Below are 20,479 nucleotides of genomic sequence, written 5' to 3'. Positions count from 1 at the left end.
AGAAGCGGATGAAAGCAGTGTGGAAGGGCGTCACCATTGCCGAAAGCGACGACATCGTCGTCGTGGAGGGCAACCAGTATTTCCCGGCGAGCGCGCTCAAGCGCGAGTACGTCACGTTCAGCAACCACCACACGTCCTGCGCCTGGAAGGGCCAGGCCAGCTACTACTCGCTGATGGTGAATGGCGAGCTGAATCCGGAGGCGGTCTGGTACTACCCCGACCCGAAGCCGGAGGCGGAGATGGTCAAGGACCGCGTGGCGTTCTGGAAGGGCGTGGAGATCAAGGAGTAGAAGTGCTCCGCAGTCCTCGCCTGCGCGGGGACCCAGCGAATCCCCGCGCAGGCGGGGATCCAGCTTGCATTTCGGTAAGCTCGGGACATGGTCCTGAGCCCCGCCTACACATCCGCCGACCAACTCGACGCCCAGCTTCGCCGGCACGGCTATGCGGTGCTGGCTCCCCAGGCCGTGTGCGAATGGGCGGGCTGCACGCTCGACGCGTTGATGGCGCTGCGCGCTTCGTGGAATGCATTGCCCCCCGACGGCTACCTGAAGGACGGCGGCCGCTACCGGCGGCGCCGCCACTCCTGCTTCGTCGCCGACGGTGAGCGGCTCTCGCAAGCACCGCATCGCGCGCACTGGCAGCCGGTGGAATACAACGCCTTGCATGGCGGCATGCAGCGCTGGTTCGAGCCGGTGGCGCCGGAGGTGGTGGTGCAGCCGGCGTGGTCCGCGCTGATGCGGGCGATGGCGCGCGTCAGCACGGCCTTGAAGGGGCCGCGTCCCTGGTATGTCGAGGCGCACCAGTTCCGCATCGACACCGCAGGCGGCATCGGCCGGCCGACGCCCGAGGGCGCGCACCGCGACGGCGTCGACGTGGTGGCGGTGTTCCTGGTGGACCGCCAGGGCGTCAAGGGCGGCGAGACCCGCGTCTTCGAAGCGGATGGCCCCGCCGGCCAGCGCTTCACGCTGACGGAGCCCTGGAGCCTGTTGCTGCTGGACGATGCAAGGGTGGTGCACGAGACCACGCCGATCCAGCCGGAGGCGGCAGCGGGCTACCGCGACACGTTGGTGGTGACGGCGCGCGCTGGCGGTTTCCAGGGCGATTGACGGCGGAAGGGACGCTCCGAGGATTTCAACGCAGAAGGAAAACCAAAGGAATTCAAAAGACGCAAAAGAAGAAAAGGTTTTTTTCGCGTCTTTTGTATTTCTTCTGCGTCTTCTGCGTTGAACTCCATCGCTTGTCCGGACGTCGTTTCCGTCACGCGTCACGCGTCACGCGTCACGCGTCACGCGTCACGTACATCCGCCACCGGATTGCTGCCGAAATCCGGCCGCTGCAGGAAGGCCAGCACGCGAGCAGCGGCATCGGACGGGGACGCGAGCATGCCCTTGTCCTTCATGCCGACGAAATTGCCCATGTCGGGAAAGCGCCGGGGGTCGGCGCTGCGCAACTGCACCTGCATGTCGGTGTCGATCACGCCCGGCGCCAGCGAACAGACGCGCGCGCCGTTCGGCAGCGCTTCCTGCTCCAGCGCGACGCAGCGCGTGAAGTGGTCCATGCCCGCCTTGGCGGCGCAATAGGCGGCCTGTGCCGCCATCGCACGGCGGCCGAGGCCGGACGAGATGTTCAACACCTTGCGCGGCACCTTCCAGCCGGCCGTGGCGCGCAGGAAGGCGCCGGCCAGCAGCATCGGCGCCTCCAGGTCCACCCGCATCGCCTCCACCAGCTGGTCGGCCGGGATGTCATCCACGGGAGCGATGCGCGGGATGAGACCCGCGTTGTTGATCAAGGTGACGGACGTCAGGCGGCCGGCATCCTGCGCCTGCAGCCAGGTCTGCAGGCGGGCCGCCGCGGTTTCGGCACGCGCCAGGTCCTGCGGCCACTGTTCGCACGCCCGGCCCGCGGAGATGGCCTGTGCCGCCAGGACTTCGCTCGTCTTGCGCGAAATGCACACCAGGTCGTGGCCCTGGGTCAGCAGCTGCTGCGCCATGGCAAGGCCCATGCCGCGCGATGCGCCGGTGAGGATGGTGAGATGTCGCAGGGTCATGCCCGATCCTATACCGCCACGGCGATGGGGAAGCTCGCCTGCAGCCCGTCGCTGCCGGCCCGGAAAGGCACGGTGACCAGTGCGCGGTCAGCGCCGAGGTTGCGCCAGAGGAAATCGCGCTCGTTGTTCGGGTCGCCTTCCACATACAGCTGCGTGGTGAGCAGCTCGCGCCGCGCAAGCCTGACCTTGACGTGGATGTGCGGCGTGCGTCCCGTGTACGGCACCGGCTTGATGGTGCGGAAGCGATAGCGCCCGTCGCTGCCCACCGTGACGCGGCCGAAGCCCTGGAACGACGCATCGGCGCGGCCGCCGTCGCCCGGATGGTGGTAGCGGCCGGTGTGGTCGCATTGCCAGATCTCCACTTGCGCACCGCCCACGGGCTTGCCGTCGAGGTCCGTCACCACGCCGTCCACCCAGGCGGGCTGTCCCTGCGCGTAACTGAGCCTGCCGTTGCGCAGCAGGTCCGCATCGGAGTCGGCAGGCAACGCCACCGGGTAGAACGGCCCTTCGGTCTGGGCCGGCGTCGGCCGCCGGTGTGGGGCGGGTTGCGCCTGCGCGCCTGTCCAGCAGAAGGGCAGGGCCACCAGCGCGGCCGTGACGCGGCGGCGGGGGAGCAGGGACATGGCGTTCTCCTAGAACGGTGCGGGACTCTCGAAGACCAGCGGCTCGCCCGCGTCCGGGTGCGCCAGCTGCAGCCGGGTGGCGTGCAGCAGCAGGCGCGGCGCGCGGGCCAGCACCTGCGGCGAAGCGTACAGCGCATCGCCGAGGATGGGGTGGCCGATGGCCTGCAGGTGCACCCGCAGCTGGTGGGTGCGCCCGGTGAGGGGCTCCAGCCGCAGCCGGGTGCTGTCCGCATCGCGCGCGGCCACCGCATAACGCGTCTCGCTGGGACGGCCGTGTTCGGCGTCCACCTTCTGCATCGGCCGGCGCGGCCAGTCGGCCGCGATCGGCAACGTGATCGCCCCCGCGTCGTCCCGGACCAGGCCGGCAACCACCGCCTCGTACTGCTTGTCGACCTTGCGTTCGGCGAACGCGCGGCCCAGTCGCCGCTGCATGGCGATGCCGCGCCCCATCACGAACAGGCCGGAGGTCGCCATGTCCAGGCGATGGACCACCAGCGCATCGGGCCAGAGGCGCTGCGCGCGCAGCGACAGGCAGTCCTGCTTGTCCTCGCCGCGCCCCGGCACGGCCAGCAACCCCGCCGGTTTGTCCAGCACCAGCAGGTGCTCGTCCACGTACACCAGTCCTTCCGATAATGCGTCCATGACCGCGACCTTCTCCTCGATTCCGTTTTCGCTGCAGACCATCCTGCTGCTGGTGGCCTCGAACCTGTTCATGACGATGGCCTGGTACGGCCACCTCAGGAACCTCGCCACCGCGCCCTGGTACCTGGCGGCCCTGGCGAGCTGGGGCATCGCGCTGGCGGAGTACCTGCTGCAGGTGCCCGCCAACCGCATCGGTTTCCAGCAAGCGGGATTCAGCATCGGCCAGCTCAAGATCATGCAGGAGGTGATCACGCTCGCGGTTTTCGTGCCCTTCGCGGTGTTCTACCTGAAGCAGCCGCTGAAGCTGGATTACCTCTGGGCGGCGCTGTGCATGGCGGGCGCCGTCTATTTCATCTTCCGCAGCCCCTGAGCGGACCGGCGGGTACACTCGGCGCCGGTCCGACACAACAACACGCGAGCCATGCTCTTCAAGAAACTGCTCCCGAAAGAAGGCAACTTCTTCGAAATGTTCAACCAGCATGCGGAACACATGGTCGAGGCCGCGCATGCCTTCGCCAAGCTGGTGGCGAACTACGGCGACGTGAACCAGCGCGAGCAGTACACCCGCGAGGTCGACCACGCGGAGCGCGCCGCCGACAAGGTGACCCACGAGGTCAACCGCCTGATCCACTCCACCTTCATCACGCCCATCGACCGCGAACAGATCCATACGCTGATCAATACGATGGACGATGTCGCCGACCTGATCCAGGATTCGGCCGAAACCATGTCGCTGTACGACGTGCGGCACATGACCGAGGAGATCTCGCGCCTGACGGACCTCAGCGTGCGCTGCTGCGAGCGCGTCAAGGAGGCCGTCGGTTTCCTGAGCAAGCTGTCGGACCATGACACCGCCGTCGCGGCGCTGAAGACCTGCGAGGAGATCGACAAGCTGGAGTCGGACGCCGACCGCGTGATGCGCTCGGCCATGAGCAAGCTGTTCCGCGAGGAGCCGGACGTGCGCGAGGTGATCAAGCTGAAGACGGTCTACGAGCTGCTGGAAACGATCACCGACAAGTGCGAGGACGTGGCCAACGTCGTCGAAGGCATCGTGCTCGAGAATTCCTGAGGCCGCCCGATGGAAGTCACGCAAGCGGCCCTCTGGGTCGTGGTCATGCTGGTGGTCGTCGCGCTGCTGTTCGACTTCATGAACGGCTTCCACGACGCGGCCAATTCGATCGCCACCGTCGTGTCCACCGGCGTCCTGAAGCCGGCGCAGGCGGTGCTGTTCGCCGCCTTCTTCAACTTCGTCGCCATCTTCATCTTCCACCTGAGCGTGGCGGCCACCGTGGGCAAGGGCATCGTGGAGCCGGGCGTGGTGAACACCCACGTGGTCTTCGGCGCGCTGGTCGGCGCGATCACCTGGAACGTGATCACCTGGTGGTACGGCATCCCCAGCAGCTCCTCGCATGCGCTGATCGGCGGCATCTGCGGCGCGGTCATTGCCAAGGCGGGCGCTGGGGCCCTGGTTGCCGCGGGCATCTGGAAGACGGTGATCTTCATCTTCATCTCGCCCGCGCTGGGCTTCATCCTGGGTTCGCTGATGATGGTGCTGGTGGCCAATCTGTTTCGCTCCAGCCGGCCGTCGAAGGTGGACAAGTGGTTTCGCCGGCTGCAGTTGTTGTCCGCGGGCGCATACAGCCTCGGTCACGGCGGCAACGATGCGCAAAAGACGATCGGCATCATCTGGATGCTGCTGATCGCCACCGGCTACGTGGCGGCCGGGCAGTCGGCGCCGCCGACCTGGGTGATCATCTGCTGTTATGTCGCCATTGCGGCAGGCACGATGTTCGGGGGCTGGCGCATCGTCAAGACCATGGGCCAGAAGATCACCAAGCTCAAGCCGGTGGGCGGCTTCTGCGCCGAGACCGGTGGCGCGCTGACGCTGTTCCTGGCCACCTCGCTGGGCATTCCCGTCTCGACCACCCACACCATCACCGGCGCGATCGTGGGCGTCGGCTCCACGCACCGCATGAGCGCCGTGCGCTGGGGCGTCGCCGGCAACATCGTGTGGGCGTGGATCTTCACGATCCCCGCGAGCGGCTTCGTGGCGGCGATCGCGTACTGGATCTCGCTGCAGATCTTCTGAAGCAAAGGCGGGGTCGCTGCGCGAACCCGCCCTACGCGAGACGGCCGGAATTCAATGGCGGGGTCGCTGCGCGAACCCGCCCTACGCGAGACTGCAGATCTTCTGAAGCAAAGGCGGGGTCGCTTCGCGAACCCGCCCTACGCGAGACGGCCGGAATTCAATGGCGGGGTCGCTTCGCGAACCCGCCCTACGCGACGGCCGGATTTGGTAGGGCGGGTTCGCGCAGCGACCCCGCCAACCTTCGCCCCTACTGGCTGATCGCCCGACCCTCTTCGACCTGGCTCTGGAAATACGCCTGGAAGCTGATGGCGATGCTGGTCATGAGCACGGCGGCGCCGAGCATCAGGGACAAGGCGACCGCCCAGATCGTCGGCCAGCCGGTCTGCCCCGCCGGCGCCTGCGCATCCGCTCCGGGATTGAAGCGCGCATTCCACTCTTCGGGTTTGCGAAGGCCATAGACGATGGCCGTGAGGCAGCAGCCCGCCACGGTAAACCCGAGCAGCGGCGTGAGCACCCAGCTCAGGGGATCGTCCTGGCCCAGGCTCCCCATCCGCAGCACGCCGTAGGCTCCCAGCAGCGTCGGCAGGGGCAGCAGCCACCCGAGCCAGTCGCCGGCGCCGTGCAGGTAGAACCGATGCAGCCCCAGCGGGCCGCCAAGGAAAGCCAGCCAGGTCGCGACGGTCTTGTTCTTCATGGAGATGGCGCTTCCGGCGCCGTGCGGCTGCCTTCGCCAAGCGCCTTCTCCATCATCACGATGTCCAGCCAGCGGCCGAACTTCCAGCCGCAGGACTGGATGGTGCCGACGTGGCGGAAGCCCACCGCGCGATGCACGCCGATCGAGCGTGCGTTGGCGGAATCCCCGATCACGGCGATGAGCTTGCGCAAGCCGATCGCCTCGGCTTCCCGGGTCAGCTCGGTCAGGAGCTTGTTGCCGATGCGCTGGCCGGCTGCGTCGGGGTGCAGGTAGATCGAGTCTTCCGCCGAGAAGCGGTAGGCGGGGCGGGGCTTGAACCACTGGCAGTAGGCGAAGCCGAGCACCTGCCCGTCGTTCTCCGCCACCAGGTAGGGCAGGCCCTTGGCAAGCACGTCGGCGCGCCGCGCCGCCATCTCCGTTTCGTCCGGCGGCGATGTCTCGAACGTGCCGGTACCGTGGGTCACATGGTGGGCGTAGATCGAGGTGATGGCAGCGATGTCCTGCTCGGTGCTCGTACGCAAAGTCAGCATAAGGTGGGAAGACGTTATAATCGTGGGCTTTTCGGCGTGTCGCTGGCCGGGTGGCCAGTCGCGTGTCTCAACGCCTGAAGAACATTTTGGATGCATGCCCGAGGGGCAGCAACCAACCACCCGAAGGATAAATCATGGTCGTCATTCGACTCTCCCGCGGCGGCGCGAAAGCCCGTCCGTTCTACAACATCGTCGTCGCCGACAAGCGCGTGCGCCGTGACGGCCGCTTCATCGAGCGGCTGGGTTTCTTCAACCCGCTGGCCAAGGACGGCGAGGAAAAGCTGCGCGTCGCGCAGGACCGCCTCACGTACTGGCGTGGCGTGGGCGCCCAGGCGTCCCCCACCGTGGAGCGCCTGCTCAAGCAGGGCACGCTCCCGGCGACCGCCGCTGCCGCTGCCGCCTGAGGTAGCTTCCGTGGCCGCGTCCGGCCGTCCGGTAGCAGCCTCGCTACCCGCGGAGATCGAACCGGCGGAACTTCCCGCCGATGCCATCGAGGTCGGGCGCATCGCCGATGCCTGGGGGGTCAAGGGCTGGTTTCGCGTCCTGGCCCACAGCGCCGATCCGCAGGCGCTTTTTTCCACCACGCGCTGGTACCTGCAGCCGTCCGAGAGGGGCGCCAAGACCTTTTCGGGCACGGTGTTGCTGCGCGTGCGCGAATCCAAGGAGCACTCCGACTCCGTGGTCGCGCGCGCCGACGGCGTGGAGGACCGCTCCGCCGCGGAATTGCTGCGCGGCGCCCGCGTGTTCGTGCCCCGTTCTTCCTTTCCCACTGCGGGCAAGGACGAGTTCTACTGGGTCGACCTGCTCGGGCTGGACGTGGTCAACCGCGAAGGCCTGGCCCTGGGCCGCGTCAAGGAAATGCTGTCCACCGGTCCGCAGACGGTGCTGGTGATCGAGTACGAGGCCGGGGGCCAGCCGCAGGAGCGGATGATCCCGTTCGTGTCAGCCTACGTGGACGGCGTCGACCTCCCGGCGCGCCGCATCACGGTCGACTGGCAGGCCGACTACTAGTCCGGCGCATCCCATGCGCTTCGACCTCATCACCCTGTTCCCCGAACTGTTCGCGCCGTTCCTGGCCGCGGGCGTGACCCGCCGCGCCTACGAGACGAAACTGGTCGACGTGCGCGTGTGGAACCTGCGCGATTTCGCCGAAGGCAACTACCGTCGGGTGGACGACCGCCCGTTCGGCGGCGGCCCCGGCATGGTGATGCTGGCCGAGCCGCTGGCGCGCTGCCTGGCCGCGGTGCGGGCCGAACGCGCCGAAGCCGCCCCCGTGGTGCTCTTTTCCCCCGTCGGCCAGCGGCTGGACCACGCCGGCGTGGAGAGCTGGTCCGCGAGCGCCGGCGCCGTCCTGGTCTGCGGCCGCTACGAAGGCATCGACCAGCGTTTCATCGACGCCCACGTGGACGTGCAGCTGAGCCTGGGCGATTTCGTGCTGTCCGGCGGCGAGGTGGCCGCCATGGCGCTGCTGGACGCCGTGGCCCGCCTGCAGCCGGGCGTGCTGAACGACGCCGGCAGCCACCAGGAGGACAGCTTCAACCCGGCGCTCGACGGCCTGCTGGACTGCCCGCACTACACCCGCCCCGAGGAGTGGGAGGGCCGCAAGGTGCCCGAGGAACTGCTGTCCGGCCACCACGCGCAGATCGCGGCTTGGCGGCGCCAGCAGCGCCTGGCCCTCACGGCCAGGCACCGGCCGGACCTGATCGAGGCGGCGCGCGGGCAGGGCCGGCTGACCCGCCTGGACGAGGCATTCCTCGCCAAGCTATAATCTCGGGCTTCCCGATCCTCTGTCCGGCCGTCCAAGCCGCAACGCCACCCGCTGCAGGGTGCGCAAGCTGCAGCAGCCTTCATGGCCGCTGCGTGCGAAGCAGGACCTTCCGTGTAGCGCGGACACGATCGACGTGAGACTCGCATGAACCTGATTGAGACCCTCGAACAAGAGGAAATCGCCCGCCTGGGCAAGAAGATCCCCGACTTCGCCCCCGGCGACACGGTGATCGTGTCGGTCAACGTCGTCGAAGGCAGCCGCAAGCGCGCGCAGGCCTACGAAGGCGTCGTCATCGCCAAGCGCAACCGCGGCCTGAACAGCGCCTTCACGGTGCGCAAGATCTCCAGCGGCGAAGGCGTCGAGCGCACGTTCCAGACCTACAGCCCGCTGATCGCCGGCATCGAAGTCAAGCGCCGCGGCGACGTCCGCCGTGCCAAGCTGTACTACCTGCGCGAGCGCAGCGGCAAGTCGGCCCGCATCAAGGAAAAGCTGGCCCAGAGGGGCGCGAAGACCGCGGTCGCCGCCGAATAAGCGACGTCCCGCTTCCCGCCAAGACCGCCGCCGGCCCCCGCTTGCGGCGGTTTTCGCATTCAGCGCCACCATGCCCATCGATCCGTCCCCCGCCATCCCGCCGGACACGCCGCTGTCCAAGCTGCCGAACTTCGACCCGCGTGAGGTCCCGGTGGTCGGCGTCGACGCGCACCTGCCTCCGGTGCCGCCCGCGCAGCTGCGGCCGGACGCGCTGCGCCTGCGCTTTGCCCGGCCGCCGGCATGGGAGCAGGAGCTGCGCTCGGAACCGCGCTTCACCGATCGCCAGCCCGCGCACGCGGCCGTGCTGGTGCCGATCGTCATGCGCGAGCGGCCGATGGTGCTGTTGACGGAGCGCGCCGTGCGCATGACCACCCATTCGGGGCAGGTCGCCTTTCCGGGTGGCAAGCGGGACGACACGGACCTCGGCCCGGCGGACACGGCGCTGCGCGAGGCGCACGAGGAGATCGGCCTCGATCGCGGCCTGGCGGAAGTGCTGGGCGACTTGCCCACCTACACCACCGGCACGATGTTCATCGTCACACCCGTCATCGCCCTGGTGCAGCCGGATTACCGCCTTGCGCTGAACGCCCTCGAGGTGGCCGATGCCTTCGAAGTGCCGCTCGACTTCCTGATGGATCCGGCCAACCACCGCCGGCACATCATCGAATTCAGCGGGACGCGGCGCGAATGGTTTTCCATGCCGTACGCGGAGGCTGGCAAGGAGCGGTTCATCTGGGGCGCAACGGCGGGCATGCTGCGCAACTTCTACCGTTTCCTGGCCGCCTGAGAAACACGAAGGCGCGGCTATCATCCGCGCATGTCCTTCTTCGCGATCCTGTTCGCCCTGCTGATCGAGCAGGTGCGGCCGCTGGGACCGCACAACCCCATCCACTCCGGCCTGCGGGTCTGGGCGCGTTGGGTCAGCCGGAATTTCGACGCCGGCGGCCCGCAGCATGGCTGGGTGACGTGGCTCCTGGCCGTCGCCGGGCCGGCCGTGCTGGCGCTGGCCATCCACTGGGCCTTGCTGCTGTGGGTGGGCTGGCCCGCCGCCGTGGTGTGGAGCGCGGTGGTCCTGTATGCGACGCTCGGCTTTCGCCAGTTCAGCCATCACTTCACCGCGATCCGCGATGCGCTGGAGGCCGGCGACGAGACCCGCGCGCGCACGCTGCTGGCGCAGTGGCAGCGGGTGGACGCCAGCGAGTTGCCGCGCAGCGAGATCGTGCGGCATGTGATCGAGTATTCGGTGCTGGCCGCGCACCGCCATGTGTTCGGTGTGCTGGCGTGGTTCTCGATCCTTGCCGCCCTCGGCTTCGGTCCGGCGGGCGCGGTGCTGTACCGGATGGCCGAATTCGTGGCGCGCTACTGGCGCCATCGCAGCCGCATGGAGGTTCAGCCGGCCAGCGAGGCCCTGCAGTCAGCGGCCGCGGGGGCATGGAAAGTGGTCGACTGGCTGCCGGCGCGGATGACGGCGATGGCGTTCGCCGTGGTGGGCAGCTTCGAGGAAGCAATCGACAGCTGGCGCCATTTCTCCGCGCGCTTTCCCGATGACAACGACGGCGTCGTCCTCGCGGCGACGTCGGGCGCGGTGAACGTGCGGCTGGGCGGCGAGGCGCTGCGGCCGGCCTTCGGGCCCAACACCACCGGCGGTTTCCAGGCGGCGGGCGATAGCGCCGCTGCGCCGCTCGACACCGACAGCACGCCCGGTCGCGAGGCCGAGATCGCGCACCTGCGCAGCGTGGTGGGGCTGGTGTGGCGCTCGGTGGTGCTGTGGATGGTGCTGCTGGCGCTTTTGACGCTGGCGCGGCTGATCGGGTGAACGCATGTCGGGGTGCGCTGCGCGCAACCCGACCTACGCCGGATCCGTAGGTCGGGTTCGCGAAGCGACCCCGACACCCCCGTAGGTCGGGTTCGCGAAGCGACCCCGACACCCCCGGCAGGTCGGGTTCGCGAAGCGACCCCGACACCCCGGTAGGTCGGGTTCGCGAAGCGACCCCCGACACGCCGCAGGTCGGGTTCGCGAAGCGACCCGACGCGCATCACGCCGCCGTCGACGCCCGGCTCATCTGCGACTGCGCCCACCGCACGATGTCGCCCGCGCCCATGGCGCCGGCCTGCCGCGCCACTTCCTTGCCGCCGACGAACAGCACCATCGTCGGAATGCTGCGGATGTTGAGCTGCGCGCCGACTCCTTGCGCCTCGTCGGTATTGACCTTCACCAGCTGGGCTCTCGGCTCCAGCTGCGCGGCGGCCTGCTCGAAGGCCGGTGCCATCGAGCGGCACGGCCCGCACCAGGGGGCCCAGAAGTCCACCAGCACCGGCAACTGGCTGCGCGTGATGTGGCGATCGAAGTCGGTGGCGCTGAGGTTCACCGGGTGGCCGGTGAAAAGCGCCTCGTGGCACTTGCCGCAGTCGGGTGCGCTCGCCAGGTCATCGGTGTGGACGCGATTGGTCGTGTGGCAGTGCGGGCAGACGACGTGCAGCAGATTCATCGGTGGTGGGCTCCTTCTCCCACCAAGATAGGGCTGCACCAGCGGCGTACAAGAGCCTGTTGCGCTTAGTAGCGCGTTTGCGAAAGCTCTTCGAACAGCGTGCGATAGATGCGATGACGGCTGGGCTCCACCTGGTCCTTGCGCGCGCCCGGCTTGTCGGCCAGGGCAGCCAGCACGCCGCAGCCCGGCTCGTGCAGGTGCGTGCAGTTGTAGAACTTGCAGTTGGCAACGTGCGGTTTCAGGTCGGGCATGAATCCGGCGAGCTGCATGCGGTCGATGTGGTGCAGCCCGAATTCCTGGAAGCCGGGCGAGTCGATGATGGCCGTGGTGCGCGCGTCGTCGGTCCAGTACCAGGTGGTCGCGGTCGTCGTGTGCTTGCCGGAGTTGAGCGCCTGCGAGATCTCGCCGGTGAGCGCCTGGGCCTGCGGCACCAGCAGGTTGATCAGCGTGCTCTTGCCCGCGCCCGAAGGCCCCAGCACCAGCGTCGTCTTGCCGCGAATGTGCTTGAGCAGGTGCTCGTGGTCGGTGTCCTTGGACAGGCGCAACGACAGCGGCAGCACACCGTAACCCATGTGCTGGTAGGGCAGCAGGCGGGTCCAGGCCCGCTCGAAGGGCTCGACCAGGTCGCTCTTGTTCAAGGCGATCAGCGGGGCGATGCGCTCGGCCTCCGCGGCAATGAGCGCCCGGGCGAGCTGCATCTCGGAGAACTCGGGCTCGGCGGCGATCAGCACCAGCACGAGGTCCAGGTTGGCCGCGAACGACTTGGTGCGGACCTCGTCCTGCCGGTAGAACAGGTTGCGGCGCGGCTCCACCCGGGCGATCACCCCCTCGTCTCCCGTGATGCGCCACTGCACGCGGTCGCCTACGACCGTTTCGTTCTTCTTGCCGCGGGCGTGGCACAGGCGGCGCACGCCATCGGCCGATTCCACGAGGCAATGGCGGCCGTGGGTGGCCACCACCAGGCCGGCGTGCGCATCGCCGGTATCAGCCAAGGCGGCGGTCCGTCATGCGAGGAGTCCGTCGGTGCGGGCAGCACACGCGAAGTCGGTGTCCGAGATTCCGTGCACGTCATGCGTGCGCCAGCGCACCTCGCAGCGGTTGTAGTGCACCGACAAGTCCGGATGGTGGTCCAGCGCATGGGCCACGAAGGCCAGCGCGTTCACGAAGGCCATCGTTTCGTAGTAGTTGGCGAAACCAAAGCTGCGCTCGATGGCGACGTCGTCGCCGTCGCCACTCAGGCGCCAGCCGGGCAAGTCGGCCAGCCGCCGGACGATTTCGGTGGGCGTCAGCGCGCGGCGCGGTTGCGCCGCGTCCCGCACCTGCAGCAAGGGGTCGGTCATGCCGGTGCTCCCAGGCGCGCCAGCCGCTCCGAGGCGGGCGGATGCGAGTAGTAGAACTGGACGAACACCGGGTCCGGCGTGAGCGTCGAGGCGTTGTCTTCGTACAGCTTCAGCAGCGCCGTGCCCAGGTCGGAACCGCTGGTCTGCTGCGCGGCGAAGGCATCGGCCTCGAACTCGTGCTTGCGCGACAGGCGCGCCATCACCGGCGAGATGAAATAGGTGAACACCGGAACCGCCAGCATGAACAGCAGCAACGCCAGCGCGTCGTTCGGGCCGTCCAGGTTGGGCCGCACGCCCAGGCCCGTGTAGAACCAGGCCCGTGACGCCAGCCACCCGAGCAGGGCGAATCCGGCCAGGCTGAGGGCGAACATGGCCACGATGCGCTTGACGATGTGCTTGTGCTTGAAATGCCCGAGCTCGTGGGCGAGCACCGCGTCCACCTCGCCGGGCGACAGCTTGTTCAGCAACGTGTCGTAGAAGACCACGCGCTTGGCCGCGCCGAAACCGGTGAAGTACGCGTTGGCATGGGCGCTGCGCTTGCTGCCGTCCATGACGAACAGGCCCTTGGCCGCGAAGCCGCAGCGCTGCATCAGCGCGGTGACGCGGGCCTTCAGCGTCTCGTCTTCCAGCGGCTGGAACTTGTTGAACAGCGGCGCGATGAAGGTGGGGTAGATCACCAGCAGCAGCAGGTTGAATCCCATCCACACCGCCCAGGCCCACAGCCACCACAGGTCTCCGGCCGCGCCCATCAGCCACAGGATCAGCGCTGCGATCGGCAGTCCCACCAGCGCACCGATCGCCGTGCCCTTCACCGCATCGGCCAGCCACAGTTTCCACGTCATCTTGTTGAAGCCGAATCGCTCTTCCACCACGAAGGTCTGGTACAGCGTGAAAGGCAGGTCGAGCAGGCCGCTGATGACCGCAAAGCATGCGAGCAAGGCGAGTTGCTGGGTCATCCCGGTGCCGAGCCAGGAGACCAGTGCGCGGTTCAATGCGTCGACGCCGCCCAGCAGCGTCCAGGCCAGGAGCACCGTGGCGCCGAAGGCCGTCTCGAGCAGGCCGACGCGCGACTTGGCGACCGTGTAGTCGGCCGCTTTCCGGTGGGAGGCCAGCGAGACGGTGCCGGTGAAAGCCGCCGGCACCGCGTCGCGATGACGCGCCACGTGGCGCACCTGGCGCGTCGAGAGCCAGAACTTCACGGCCAGGCCCGCCAGCAGGAAAGCGGCGAAGGCGAGGGTGAGCGAGGAGGAGGGATCCATGCCTGCAATGGTAGGCCATCGGCGACAATGCACCCATGGCAGACAGCAATGCACAGTCCCCCGACACCCTGGCGAAGAGCGACCAGAATCTCGTGTGGCTCGACTGTGAAATGACAGGGCTCGACCCGGAGCGCGATCGCATCATCGAGATCGCCGTCGTGGTGACCGGCCCGCACCTGGAGCCCCGCATCGAGGGTCCCGTGATCGCGGTCCACCAGAGCGATGCACAACTGGACCTGATGGATGCGTGGAACAAGGGCACCCATGGCAAGAGCGGCCTCATCGACAAGGTGCGCGCCTCGACGGTGACGGAGGCCCAGGCCGAGCAGCAGGTGCTGGAGTTCGTGATGCGCTACGTGCCCAGGCACGGGACGCCCATGTGCGGCAACACCATCGGCCAGGACCGGCGCTTCCTGGTGAAGTACATGCCCACGCTGGAGGCCTGGTTCCATTACCGCAACCTCGACGTCAGCACGCTCAAGGAGCTGGCGCGGCGCTGGCGGCCGGAGGTGCACACCTCGTTTCGCAAGCGGCAGCTCCACACCGCACTGGCCGACGTGCACGAGTCGATCGACGAGCTCGTGCACTACCGCGAGCACTTCCTGAAGCTCACCTGACGCGGTCCGGAACGCGGGGATGCGGGAAAACCCGAAACATGCCATAATCGTCGGCTTGCTGCTTTCAAGGCAGCTGATACGCGCATCCGCCTTCTCGCACTGGCCCGCTCTCACGAGCAGATAGGGCCGCAGGCCCCACAGCCTGTTTGTCGTTGGAATGGTTGATGTTCTCCAACCATTCTGATGACGGCGCGCCCGCCCTGGGCAGCGCCGCGGGAAAACACATGACCGACTTCATTCAAGACCCTTCCGTGGCCCAAGACGCCACTTTCGCACCCATGGACGCCGCTCCGGCAGCCATCGAGGCGACTCCCGCTCCCGTGGCCAATGGCTTCGTGACCCTGGGCCTCGCGCCCGAACTCATCGCGGCCGTGACCGACCTGGGCTTCACCCAGCCGACCACGGTGCAGAAGCAGTGCATCGGCCTCGCGATGGCGCGCGAGAAGGTGGACGGCCAGGCGTACAACGACCTGATGGTGTCCAGCCAGACCGGCAGCGGCAAGACCGCGGCCTTCCTGCTGCCCGTGCTGCACACGCTGCTGGCGCAACAGGCCGCCGCCGAGACCGCCGAGAAGAAGGCATACGACGACGCCATCGCCCGCGGCGAGACGCCGCCCAAGCGCGTTCGCAAGAACCCGATGAATCCGCGCACCTTCAAGGCCGCCGCTCCCGGCGCGCTGGTGCTGTGCCCGACGCGCGAACTGGCGCAGCAGGTCTGCGCCGATGCGATCGACCTGGTCAAGCATTGCAAGGGCCTGCGCATCGCCAACGTGGTGGGCGGCATGCCTTACCAGATGCAGATCGCACGCCTGCAGAACGCCGACCTGGTGGTGGCCACCCCTGGCCGCCTGCTGGACCTGCAGCGCTCTGGGCAGATCAAGCTGGACCAGGTGCAGTTCCTCGTCGTCGACGAAGCCGACCGCATGCTGGACCTGGGTTTTGCCGAGGACCTGGAAGCGGTGCACCAGATGACGGCCAACCGTCACCAGACCATGATGTTCAGCGCCACGATCGCGCCGCGCATCCAGCAGCTGGCCACGCGCGTCATGCGCAGCCCGCAGCGCCTGCAGGTGGACTCGCAGACCGAAGCGCATGCCAACATCAAGCAGGTGCTGTTCTGGGCCGACAGCCCGCAGCACAAGCGCGCGCTGCTGGACCACTGGCTGCGTGACGCCGGCATCGACCAGGCCATCGTGTTCGCCAGCACCCAGATCGAATGCGACAACCTCGCCGGCGACCTGCAGCAGGCCGGCTTCAGCGCCGTGGCGCTGCATGGCGCCCTGTCGCAAGGCATCCGCAACCGCCGGCTGATGGCGCTGCGCCAGGGCCAGGTGCAGATCCTGGTGGCGACCGACGTCGCCGCCCGCGGCATCGACGTGCCGACGATCACGCACGTGTTCAACTTCGGCCTGCCTATGAAGAGCGAAGACTACACGCACCGCATCGGCCGCACCGGCCGCGCCGGCCGTGACGGCCTGGCCGTCACGTTCGCCGAGTTCCGCGACCGTCGCAAGATCGGCGACATCGAGCATTACAGCAAGCAGCGCTTCAATGCCGAAGTGATCCCCGGCCTGGAGCCGAAGCAGCGCTTCCAGCCGACGTCGGCTCCGCGCGGCGGCTACGCCGGCAAGCCGGCCCGTGCCGGCGAGCGTCGTCCGGGTGGCGGGGACCGTGGCGGCTACGGCAAGCCGGCGCCTTCGTTCGGCGCCCGGTCGTTCGGCCCGCGTGAAGGCGGCTTCGGCGGCCGCGACCGTGGCGGCGACTTCGGCGGCCGCGGCCGTCCGGTGCGCTGACCGTCAGCTCTCATGAAAAGCGGCCTTCGGGCCGCTTTTTTTTGAAGCCGGACAACCGGACGCAGAAAGCGCAGAAGTTACGCAGAAGACGCAGAAAAAACAAAAAGGCTTTTGGATGTCCTTTTGCGACTTCTGCGTAACTTTTGCGTCTTCTGCGTCCGGCTGTCAGTCTGCTTTTCAGCCCGCCTCGAATGCTTCCCGCAAGCGCTGCCCCGCGAACGCCTGCGCCGCCTTGGCATCCTGCACCACCGCGGCCATGCCGAAGAATTCGTGGGTCACGCCTTCGTACACGCGGCGCTGCACGGGGACGCCGGCGCGCTGCAGGGCGGCTTCGAGCATCGCGCCGTCGCTCAGGAGCGGGTCGATCGCCGCATTGATGATCGTCACCGGGGGCAGTCCCTGCAACTGCGCGCGCACGAGGTCGAGGTGCGGATCCCGCAGGTCGGCCGGGAACCGCGCCGCCTGGTTCAGGAACCAGCGCATCATCGGCCGGTTCAGCGGCTTGGCATCCTGGAACTGCACGTACGAAGGGGTGTCCAGCTGGGTCTGCGCGATCGGGTACACCGAGAGCACATGCACCGGCATCTGCAGCCGCGCCTCGCGCGCCGCGATGGCAGTCGCGACGGCCAGGTTGCCGCCTGCGCTCTCGCCGGCCAGCGCCACCCGGCGCGGATCGCCGCCGATGGATGCGGCATTGCCCAGCGTCCAGCGGTACGCGGCGAGCGCGTCGTTCCATTGCACGGGCAGCTTGCTCTCGGGGGCGCGCCGGTAGTCGATGGAGACGACCACCGCATTGGCTTCCTTGGACAGGCCGCGCGCGCCGCCGTCATAGACCTCCTTGTCCGCGATGACGAAACCGCCGCCGTGGTAATAGACGACGACCGGGAAGGGGCCGCTGCCTGCGGGGGTGTACACCCGCGCCGGGATGGGTCCCGCCGCGCCGGCGATCATCCGGTCGACGTGCCGCACGCCGGGGACCAGCACGGCGGGATCGGCGGAGCGGCCCTGTTGCCGCAGCACCATCTTCACAGCGTCCGCCGGCGTCGGCTGTCGCCGCGCTTCCTCGGGCGTGAGGCTCGCAAGCGGTTTCGGGTTCAGCGCGGCATGCGCGTCCAGGACGGCTTGCATGTCGGCATCCATGCCCGATACCGACGATCGTGGCGCGGGTGCAGTGGGGGCAGCCGGCGAGGCCGGTACGGCACCTTGCAACGGCGGCGCGCCCAGGGTCGTGGTGGGCGGGGCTACTGCTGCACAGCCGGCAGCCAGCAGGATCGCACCCAGGAGCGTGAGCCGGATTGGAAGGGATGGGTTGGTCTTCACGGAGCTTTCATGTCATGCGACGAAGCTCCTTGATACGCCGTCCGGGGCCCGGCGCCGTCGGCGCCGCGTTGACACGCCTGTAGGCGTGCGCTGGCGCAATCACGCTCAGGTGATCGCCGCCCGCCCCGTCTCCGGCCAGCGCAGTTTCAGCAACAGCCACGCGAACAGGCCCACGCTCATCATCAGCAGGGACGTGATCGCCAGCTGGCGCGTCGAATGCATCACCAGCGGCGCGATCACGCCGGCCACGATGCCGTTCGACGTGGATCCGATGAAGGCCTGCAGCGACGACGCCATGCCGCGCCGGTCCGGGTGCAGGTCCAGCACCAGCAGCGTCACCACCGGCACCATCAGCGCCCAGCCGAACGAGAAGACGCCGATCGGGATGAGCGACCACGCCACGTGCGGCGTGAAGAGCAGGTTCGCCGTCACGTTGGCGATCGACACCAGCACCATCACGGTGAAGCCGTAGCGGATCTGCCGCTTGGGCTGGACGCGCCCGGCCAGGCGTCCGCTGGCGAACGATCCCACCATGATGCCGCCGATGGTGACCAGGAAGAACCAGAAGAACTGGGTCGGCGCCAGCTGCAGGTGGTCCCCCAGGAACGCCGGTGCGGCCAGCACGTACAGGAACATGCCGTTGAAGGGGATGCCGCTGGCCAGCGCCAGCAGCAGGAAACGCGGGCTCGATCCGAGCTGCCAGTAGCCGCGCATCAGGTTGCGCACGTTGAACGGCTGGCGCTGCGTGACGTGCAGCGTCTCCGGCAGCAGCTGGTAGTTGGCGATCCAGAGCGCGACGCCGACCGCGGTGAGAAACCAGAAGATGCTGTGCCAGCCCAGGTGCACGAACAGCCAGCCGCCGATGATGGGTGCGATCGCGGGCGCCACGCCGAAATAGATCGTCACCTGGCTCATGACCTTCTGCGCCTGCTCCGGCGGGAACATGTCGCGGATCACGGCGCGCGACACCACCCAGCCGGCGCCGGTGGACAGGCCCTGCAGCGCACGGAAGAACACCAGCTGGCCGATGGTCTGCGACAGCGCGCAGCCGACCGAGGCGAGCGTGAACACCGCGATGCCCCACAGCACCACGGGCCGCCGCCCGAAACTGTCCGACAGCGCGCCGTGGAACAGGTTCATGAAGGCGAAGCCGAAGAGATAGGCCGACAGCGTCTGCTGCATCTCCACCGGCGTCGCGCCCAGCGCCTTCGCCATGCCGGAGAAGGCGGGGATGTAGGTGTCGATGGAGAACGGGCCCAGCATGCCCAGCAGGGCAAGCAGCAGCGCGAGCGCCCAGCGCGGCGCGGTCCAGATCTGTTGTGCGTTCGGGTTCAGGCGAGCGAGTCTACATCGACAGCTTGTCGAGCATTTCCGTGGTCACCAACACGATCCCGCCGTCCGAGCGGTGGAAGCGCCGGGCGTCGGCTTCCGCGTCTTCGCCGATCACGGTGTTCTCGGGAATCCGGCAGCCGCGGTCGACGACCACCCTGGTCAGGCGGCTGCCGCGGCCGATCACGGTATCCGGCAGCACGACCGCCTCGGTGATCGTGCAGCAGGCGTCCACCCGCACGTTGGAGAACAGCACGGCACGGCGGATGTTGGAGCCGATGACGATGCATCCACCCGAGACCAGCACGTTCGACGTCTCCCCGTTCAGGCCGTGCTGGTCCGGGACGAACTTCGCCGGCGGCAACTGCTCCTGGTAGGTCCACACCGGCCAGTCGCGGTCGTAGAGGTTCAGCTCCGGCAGGTCGGAGGCCAGGTCCAGGTTCGCGGCCCAGAATGCGTCCACCGTGCCGACGTCGCGCCAGTACGGCCGGTTGCGCGTGCTCGATGGAATGCTGGACAGGTTCAGCGGGTGGGCGAGCGCGCCGCCCTCGGCCACCACGCGGGGGATCACGTCCTTGCCGAAGTCGTGGTCCGACTTGTCGTCGGCGAGGTCTTCCTCCAGCAGCTTGTACAGGTACTCGGCGCCGAAGACGTAGATGCCCATGCTGCCCAGCGCCTTGTCCGGTTTGCCGGGAATGGCGGGCGGGTCCGCGGGCTTTTCCAGGAAGGCGGTGATCCAGCGGTTCGCGTCCACGTGCATCACGCCCAGCGCCGTGGCCTCCATGCGCGGCACCTCGATGCAGCCGACCGTGCACTTGGCGTTGCTCTCCACGTGGTCCAGCAGCATCAGCGAGTAGTCCTGCTTGTAGATGTGGTCGCCGGCCAGCACCAGGATGTACTCCGGGCCGTAGGCGCGCAGGATGTCGATGTTCTGCGTGATGGCGTCGGCGGTGCCGCGGTACCAGTACGCCTCGTTCACGCGCTGCTGCGCCGGCAGCAGGTCGATGAACTCGTTGGCCTCGCCGCGCAGGAAGTTCCACCCGCGCTGCAGGTGCCGCAGCAGCGAGTGCGACTTGTACTGGGTCAGCACGCCGATGCGGCGGATGCCGGAATTGATGCAGTTGGACAGCGCGAAGTCGATGATGCGAAACTTGCCGCCGAAGTACACCGCGGGCTTGGCGCGGCGGTCCGTCAGGTCATGCAGGCGCGAGCCGCGCCCGCCAGCGAGCACCAGCGCAACGGTGCGGCGCGGCAATTCACGGGCCAGGACCTTTCGTTCCATGGCCGACTCGCCGCCGGCGCCGCCGACCGCATCCAGAATGCTCAAGTTCTCCTTCATGCCGTTCCCCGTTAGCGCGAGAGTGACTGTCGGTCACGGCCGTGACCGGCCATGTAGGACGCTGCCGCC

General features: G+C 68.1%; 25 protein-coding genes. 13 read left to right on the top strand and 12 right to left on the bottom strand.

Annotated elements, in window-relative coordinates; genetic code table 11:
* Window positions 1–8 precede the first annotated feature (8 nt).
* Both WG902_RS10205 and WG902_RS10200 read left to right on the top strand, forming a co-directional pair.
* Window positions 9–290 (top strand): DUF427 domain-containing protein, encoded by a 282-nt coding sequence (locus WG902_RS10205; protein WP_340059933.1) that lies wholly within the window; start codon window positions 9–11, stop codon window positions 288–290.
* An 87-nt stretch (window positions 291–377) separates the two neighbouring features.
* A complete protein-coding gene (locus WG902_RS10200; protein WP_340059932.1) occupies window positions 378–1,106 on the top strand; it encodes a 2OG-Fe dioxygenase family protein in 729 nt (242 codons plus the stop codon).
* Window positions 1,107–1,285: 179 nt separating this feature from the next.
* Here the strand turns inward: WG902_RS10200 and WG902_RS10195 are convergent, their stop codons facing one another.
* The 3 genes from WG902_RS10195 to WG902_RS10185 are packed head-to-tail and all read right to left on the bottom strand — an operon-like array spanning window position 1,286 to window position 3,312.
* The gene (locus tag WG902_RS10195) at window positions 1,286–2,047 is read right to left on the bottom strand and encodes an SDR family NAD(P)-dependent oxidoreductase (protein ID WP_340059931.1); all 762 of its coding nucleotides are present in this window, start codon (window positions 2,045–2,047) and stop codon (window positions 1,286–1,288) included.
* An 8-nt stretch (window positions 2,048–2,055) separates the two neighbouring features.
* On the bottom strand, window positions 2,056–2,670 hold the full coding sequence (locus WG902_RS10190; protein WP_340059930.1) for a protocatechuate 3,4-dioxygenase: 615 nt from the start codon (window positions 2,668–2,670) through the stop codon (window positions 2,056–2,058).
* A 9-nt stretch (window positions 2,671–2,679) separates the two neighbouring features.
* A complete protein-coding gene (locus WG902_RS10185; protein WP_340059929.1) occupies window positions 2,680–3,312 on the bottom strand; it encodes a pseudouridine synthase in 633 nt (210 codons plus the stop codon).
* Here WG902_RS10185 and WG902_RS10180 point away from each other — a divergent pair.
* The 3 genes from WG902_RS10180 to WG902_RS10170 are packed head-to-tail and all read left to right on the top strand — an operon-like array spanning window position 3,311 to window position 5,401.
* Window positions 3,311–3,682 (top strand): DMT family protein, encoded by a 372-nt coding sequence (locus WG902_RS10180; RefSeq protein WP_340059928.1) that lies wholly within the window; start codon window positions 3,311–3,313, stop codon window positions 3,680–3,682. The two genes, WG902_RS10185 and WG902_RS10180, sit on opposite strands and share 2 nt — an antisense overlap.
* 51 nt (window positions 3,683–3,733) lie before the next feature.
* Window positions 3,734–4,381, top strand: coding sequence for a DUF47 domain-containing protein (locus WG902_RS10175; RefSeq protein WP_340059927.1), 648 nt, complete (start codon window positions 3,734–3,736; stop codon window positions 4,379–4,381).
* Between the two features lie 9 nt (window positions 4,382–4,390).
* Window positions 4,391–5,401 (top strand): inorganic phosphate transporter, encoded by a 1,011-nt coding sequence (locus WG902_RS10170; RefSeq protein WP_340059925.1) that lies wholly within the window; start codon window positions 4,391–4,393, stop codon window positions 5,399–5,401.
* Between the two features lie 247 nt (window positions 5,402–5,648).
* On the opposite strand, the gene WG902_RS10165 is transcribed toward WG902_RS10170, so the two are convergent.
* Together WG902_RS10165 and WG902_RS10160 are read right to left on the bottom strand one after the other, a co-directional pair.
* Window positions 5,649–6,095, bottom strand: coding sequence for an NINE protein (locus tag WG902_RS10165; protein WP_340059924.1), 447 nt, complete (start codon window positions 6,093–6,095; stop codon window positions 5,649–5,651).
* A complete protein-coding gene (locus WG902_RS10160; protein WP_340059923.1) occupies window positions 6,092–6,625 on the bottom strand; it encodes a GNAT family N-acetyltransferase in 534 nt (177 codons plus the stop codon). Before WG902_RS10160 ends, WG902_RS10165 begins: the two co-directional genes overlap by 4 nt.
* A 134-nt stretch (window positions 6,626–6,759) precedes the next feature.
* Between WG902_RS10160 and rpsP the strand changes: the two genes are divergently transcribed.
* The 6 genes from rpsP (at window position 6,760) to WG902_RS10130 (ending at window position 10,740) form a co-directional block, all read left to right on the top strand.
* Entirely contained in the window at window positions 6,760–7,029 is a 270-nt protein-coding gene (gene rpsP / locus WG902_RS10155; protein WP_340059922.1) for a 30S ribosomal protein S16, read from the top strand.
* 10 nt (window positions 7,030–7,039) lie between these two features.
* Window positions 7,040–7,636 carry a ribosome maturation factor RimM gene (rimM, locus tag WG902_RS10150; protein ID WP_340059921.1) on the top strand — a complete coding sequence of 199 codons (597 nt, stop codon included), beginning with the start codon at window positions 7,040–7,042 and terminating at the stop codon, window positions 7,634–7,636.
* A gap of 13 nt (window positions 7,637–7,649) precedes the next feature.
* Window positions 7,650–8,393 carry a tRNA (guanosine(37)-N1)-methyltransferase TrmD gene (gene trmD, locus WG902_RS10145; protein WP_340059920.1) on the top strand — a complete coding sequence of 248 codons (744 nt, stop codon included), beginning with the start codon at window positions 7,650–7,652 and terminating at the stop codon, window positions 8,391–8,393.
* 144 nt (window positions 8,394–8,537) lie between these two features.
* Entirely contained in the window at window positions 8,538–8,924 is a 387-nt protein-coding gene (rplS, locus tag WG902_RS10140; RefSeq protein WP_340059919.1) for a 50S ribosomal protein L19, read from the top strand.
* Between the two features lie 70 nt (window positions 8,925–8,994).
* Entirely contained in the window at window positions 8,995–9,711 is a 717-nt protein-coding gene (locus WG902_RS10135; RefSeq protein ID WP_340059917.1) for a CoA pyrophosphatase, read from the top strand.
* A gap of 30 nt (window positions 9,712–9,741) precedes the next feature.
* Window positions 9,742–10,740, top strand: a complete 999-nt coding sequence (locus WG902_RS10130) for a CobD/CbiB family protein (protein WP_340059916.1) — start codon at window positions 9,742–9,744, stop codon at window positions 10,738–10,740.
* Between the two features lie 220 nt (window positions 10,741–10,960).
* Here the strand turns inward: WG902_RS10130 and trxC are convergent, their stop codons facing one another.
* The 4 genes from trxC to WG902_RS10110 form a co-directional block, all read right to left on the bottom strand.
* Entirely contained in the window at window positions 10,961–11,413 is a 453-nt protein-coding gene (gene trxC, locus WG902_RS10125; protein ID WP_340059915.1) for a thioredoxin TrxC, read from the bottom strand.
* A 65-nt stretch (window positions 11,414–11,478) separates the two neighbouring features.
* Window positions 11,479–12,405 (bottom strand): ribosome small subunit-dependent GTPase A, encoded by a 927-nt coding sequence (gene rsgA, locus WG902_RS10120; RefSeq protein ID WP_340059914.1) that lies wholly within the window; start codon window positions 12,403–12,405, stop codon window positions 11,479–11,481.
* A gap of 12 nt (window positions 12,406–12,417) precedes the next feature.
* Window positions 12,418–12,753, bottom strand: a complete 336-nt coding sequence (locus WG902_RS10115) for a 4a-hydroxytetrahydrobiopterin dehydratase (RefSeq protein WP_340059912.1) — start codon at window positions 12,751–12,753, stop codon at window positions 12,418–12,420.
* Window positions 12,750–14,012, bottom strand: a complete 1,263-nt coding sequence (locus WG902_RS10110; RefSeq protein ID WP_340059911.1) for a M48 family metallopeptidase — start codon at window positions 14,010–14,012, stop codon at window positions 12,750–12,752. Before WG902_RS10110 ends, WG902_RS10115 begins: the two co-directional genes overlap by 4 nt.
* 35 nt (window positions 14,013–14,047) lie before the next feature.
* Here WG902_RS10110 and orn point away from each other — a divergent pair, with 35 nt between their 5' ends.
* Window positions 14,048–14,629, top strand: a complete 582-nt coding sequence (gene orn, locus WG902_RS10105; protein ID WP_340059910.1) for an oligoribonuclease — start codon at window positions 14,048–14,050, stop codon at window positions 14,627–14,629.
* Window positions 14,630–14,853: 224 nt separating this feature from the next.
* Window positions 14,854–16,422 (top strand): DEAD/DEAH box helicase, encoded by a 1,569-nt coding sequence (locus WG902_RS10100; protein WP_340059909.1) that lies wholly within the window; start codon window positions 14,854–14,856, stop codon window positions 16,420–16,422.
* A gap of 177 nt (window positions 16,423–16,599) precedes the next feature.
* Here the strand turns inward: WG902_RS10100 and WG902_RS10095 are convergent, their stop codons facing one another.
* The 3 genes from WG902_RS10095 to glgC all read right to left on the bottom strand — a co-directional run bounded on the left by WG902_RS10095 (window position 16,600) and on the right by glgC (window position 20,353).
* Window positions 16,600–17,550 carry an alpha/beta hydrolase gene (locus WG902_RS10095; protein WP_340059908.1) on the bottom strand — a complete coding sequence of 317 codons (951 nt, stop codon included), beginning with the start codon at window positions 17,548–17,550 and terminating at the stop codon, window positions 16,600–16,602.
* A 297-nt stretch (window positions 17,551–17,847) separates the two neighbouring features.
* Window positions 17,848–19,077, bottom strand: coding sequence for a multidrug effflux MFS transporter (locus WG902_RS10090; RefSeq protein WP_340060186.1), 1,230 nt, complete (start codon window positions 19,075–19,077; stop codon window positions 17,848–17,850).
* 10 nt (window positions 19,078–19,087) lie between these two features.
* Complete coding sequence (gene glgC / locus WG902_RS10085; protein ID WP_340060185.1) at window positions 19,088–20,353, bottom strand: glucose-1-phosphate adenylyltransferase; 1,266 nt, start codon at window positions 20,351–20,353, stop codon at window positions 19,088–19,090.
* Window positions 20,354–20,479: the final 126 nt, after the last annotated feature.

The organism is Ramlibacter sp. PS3R-8, assembly GCF_037572435.1.
In the GTDB taxonomy this organism is placed as follows: domain Bacteria; phylum Pseudomonadota; class Gammaproteobacteria; order Burkholderiales; family Burkholderiaceae_C; genus Ramlibacter.
This window is presented reverse-complemented; position numbering and strand designations above follow the sequence as displayed.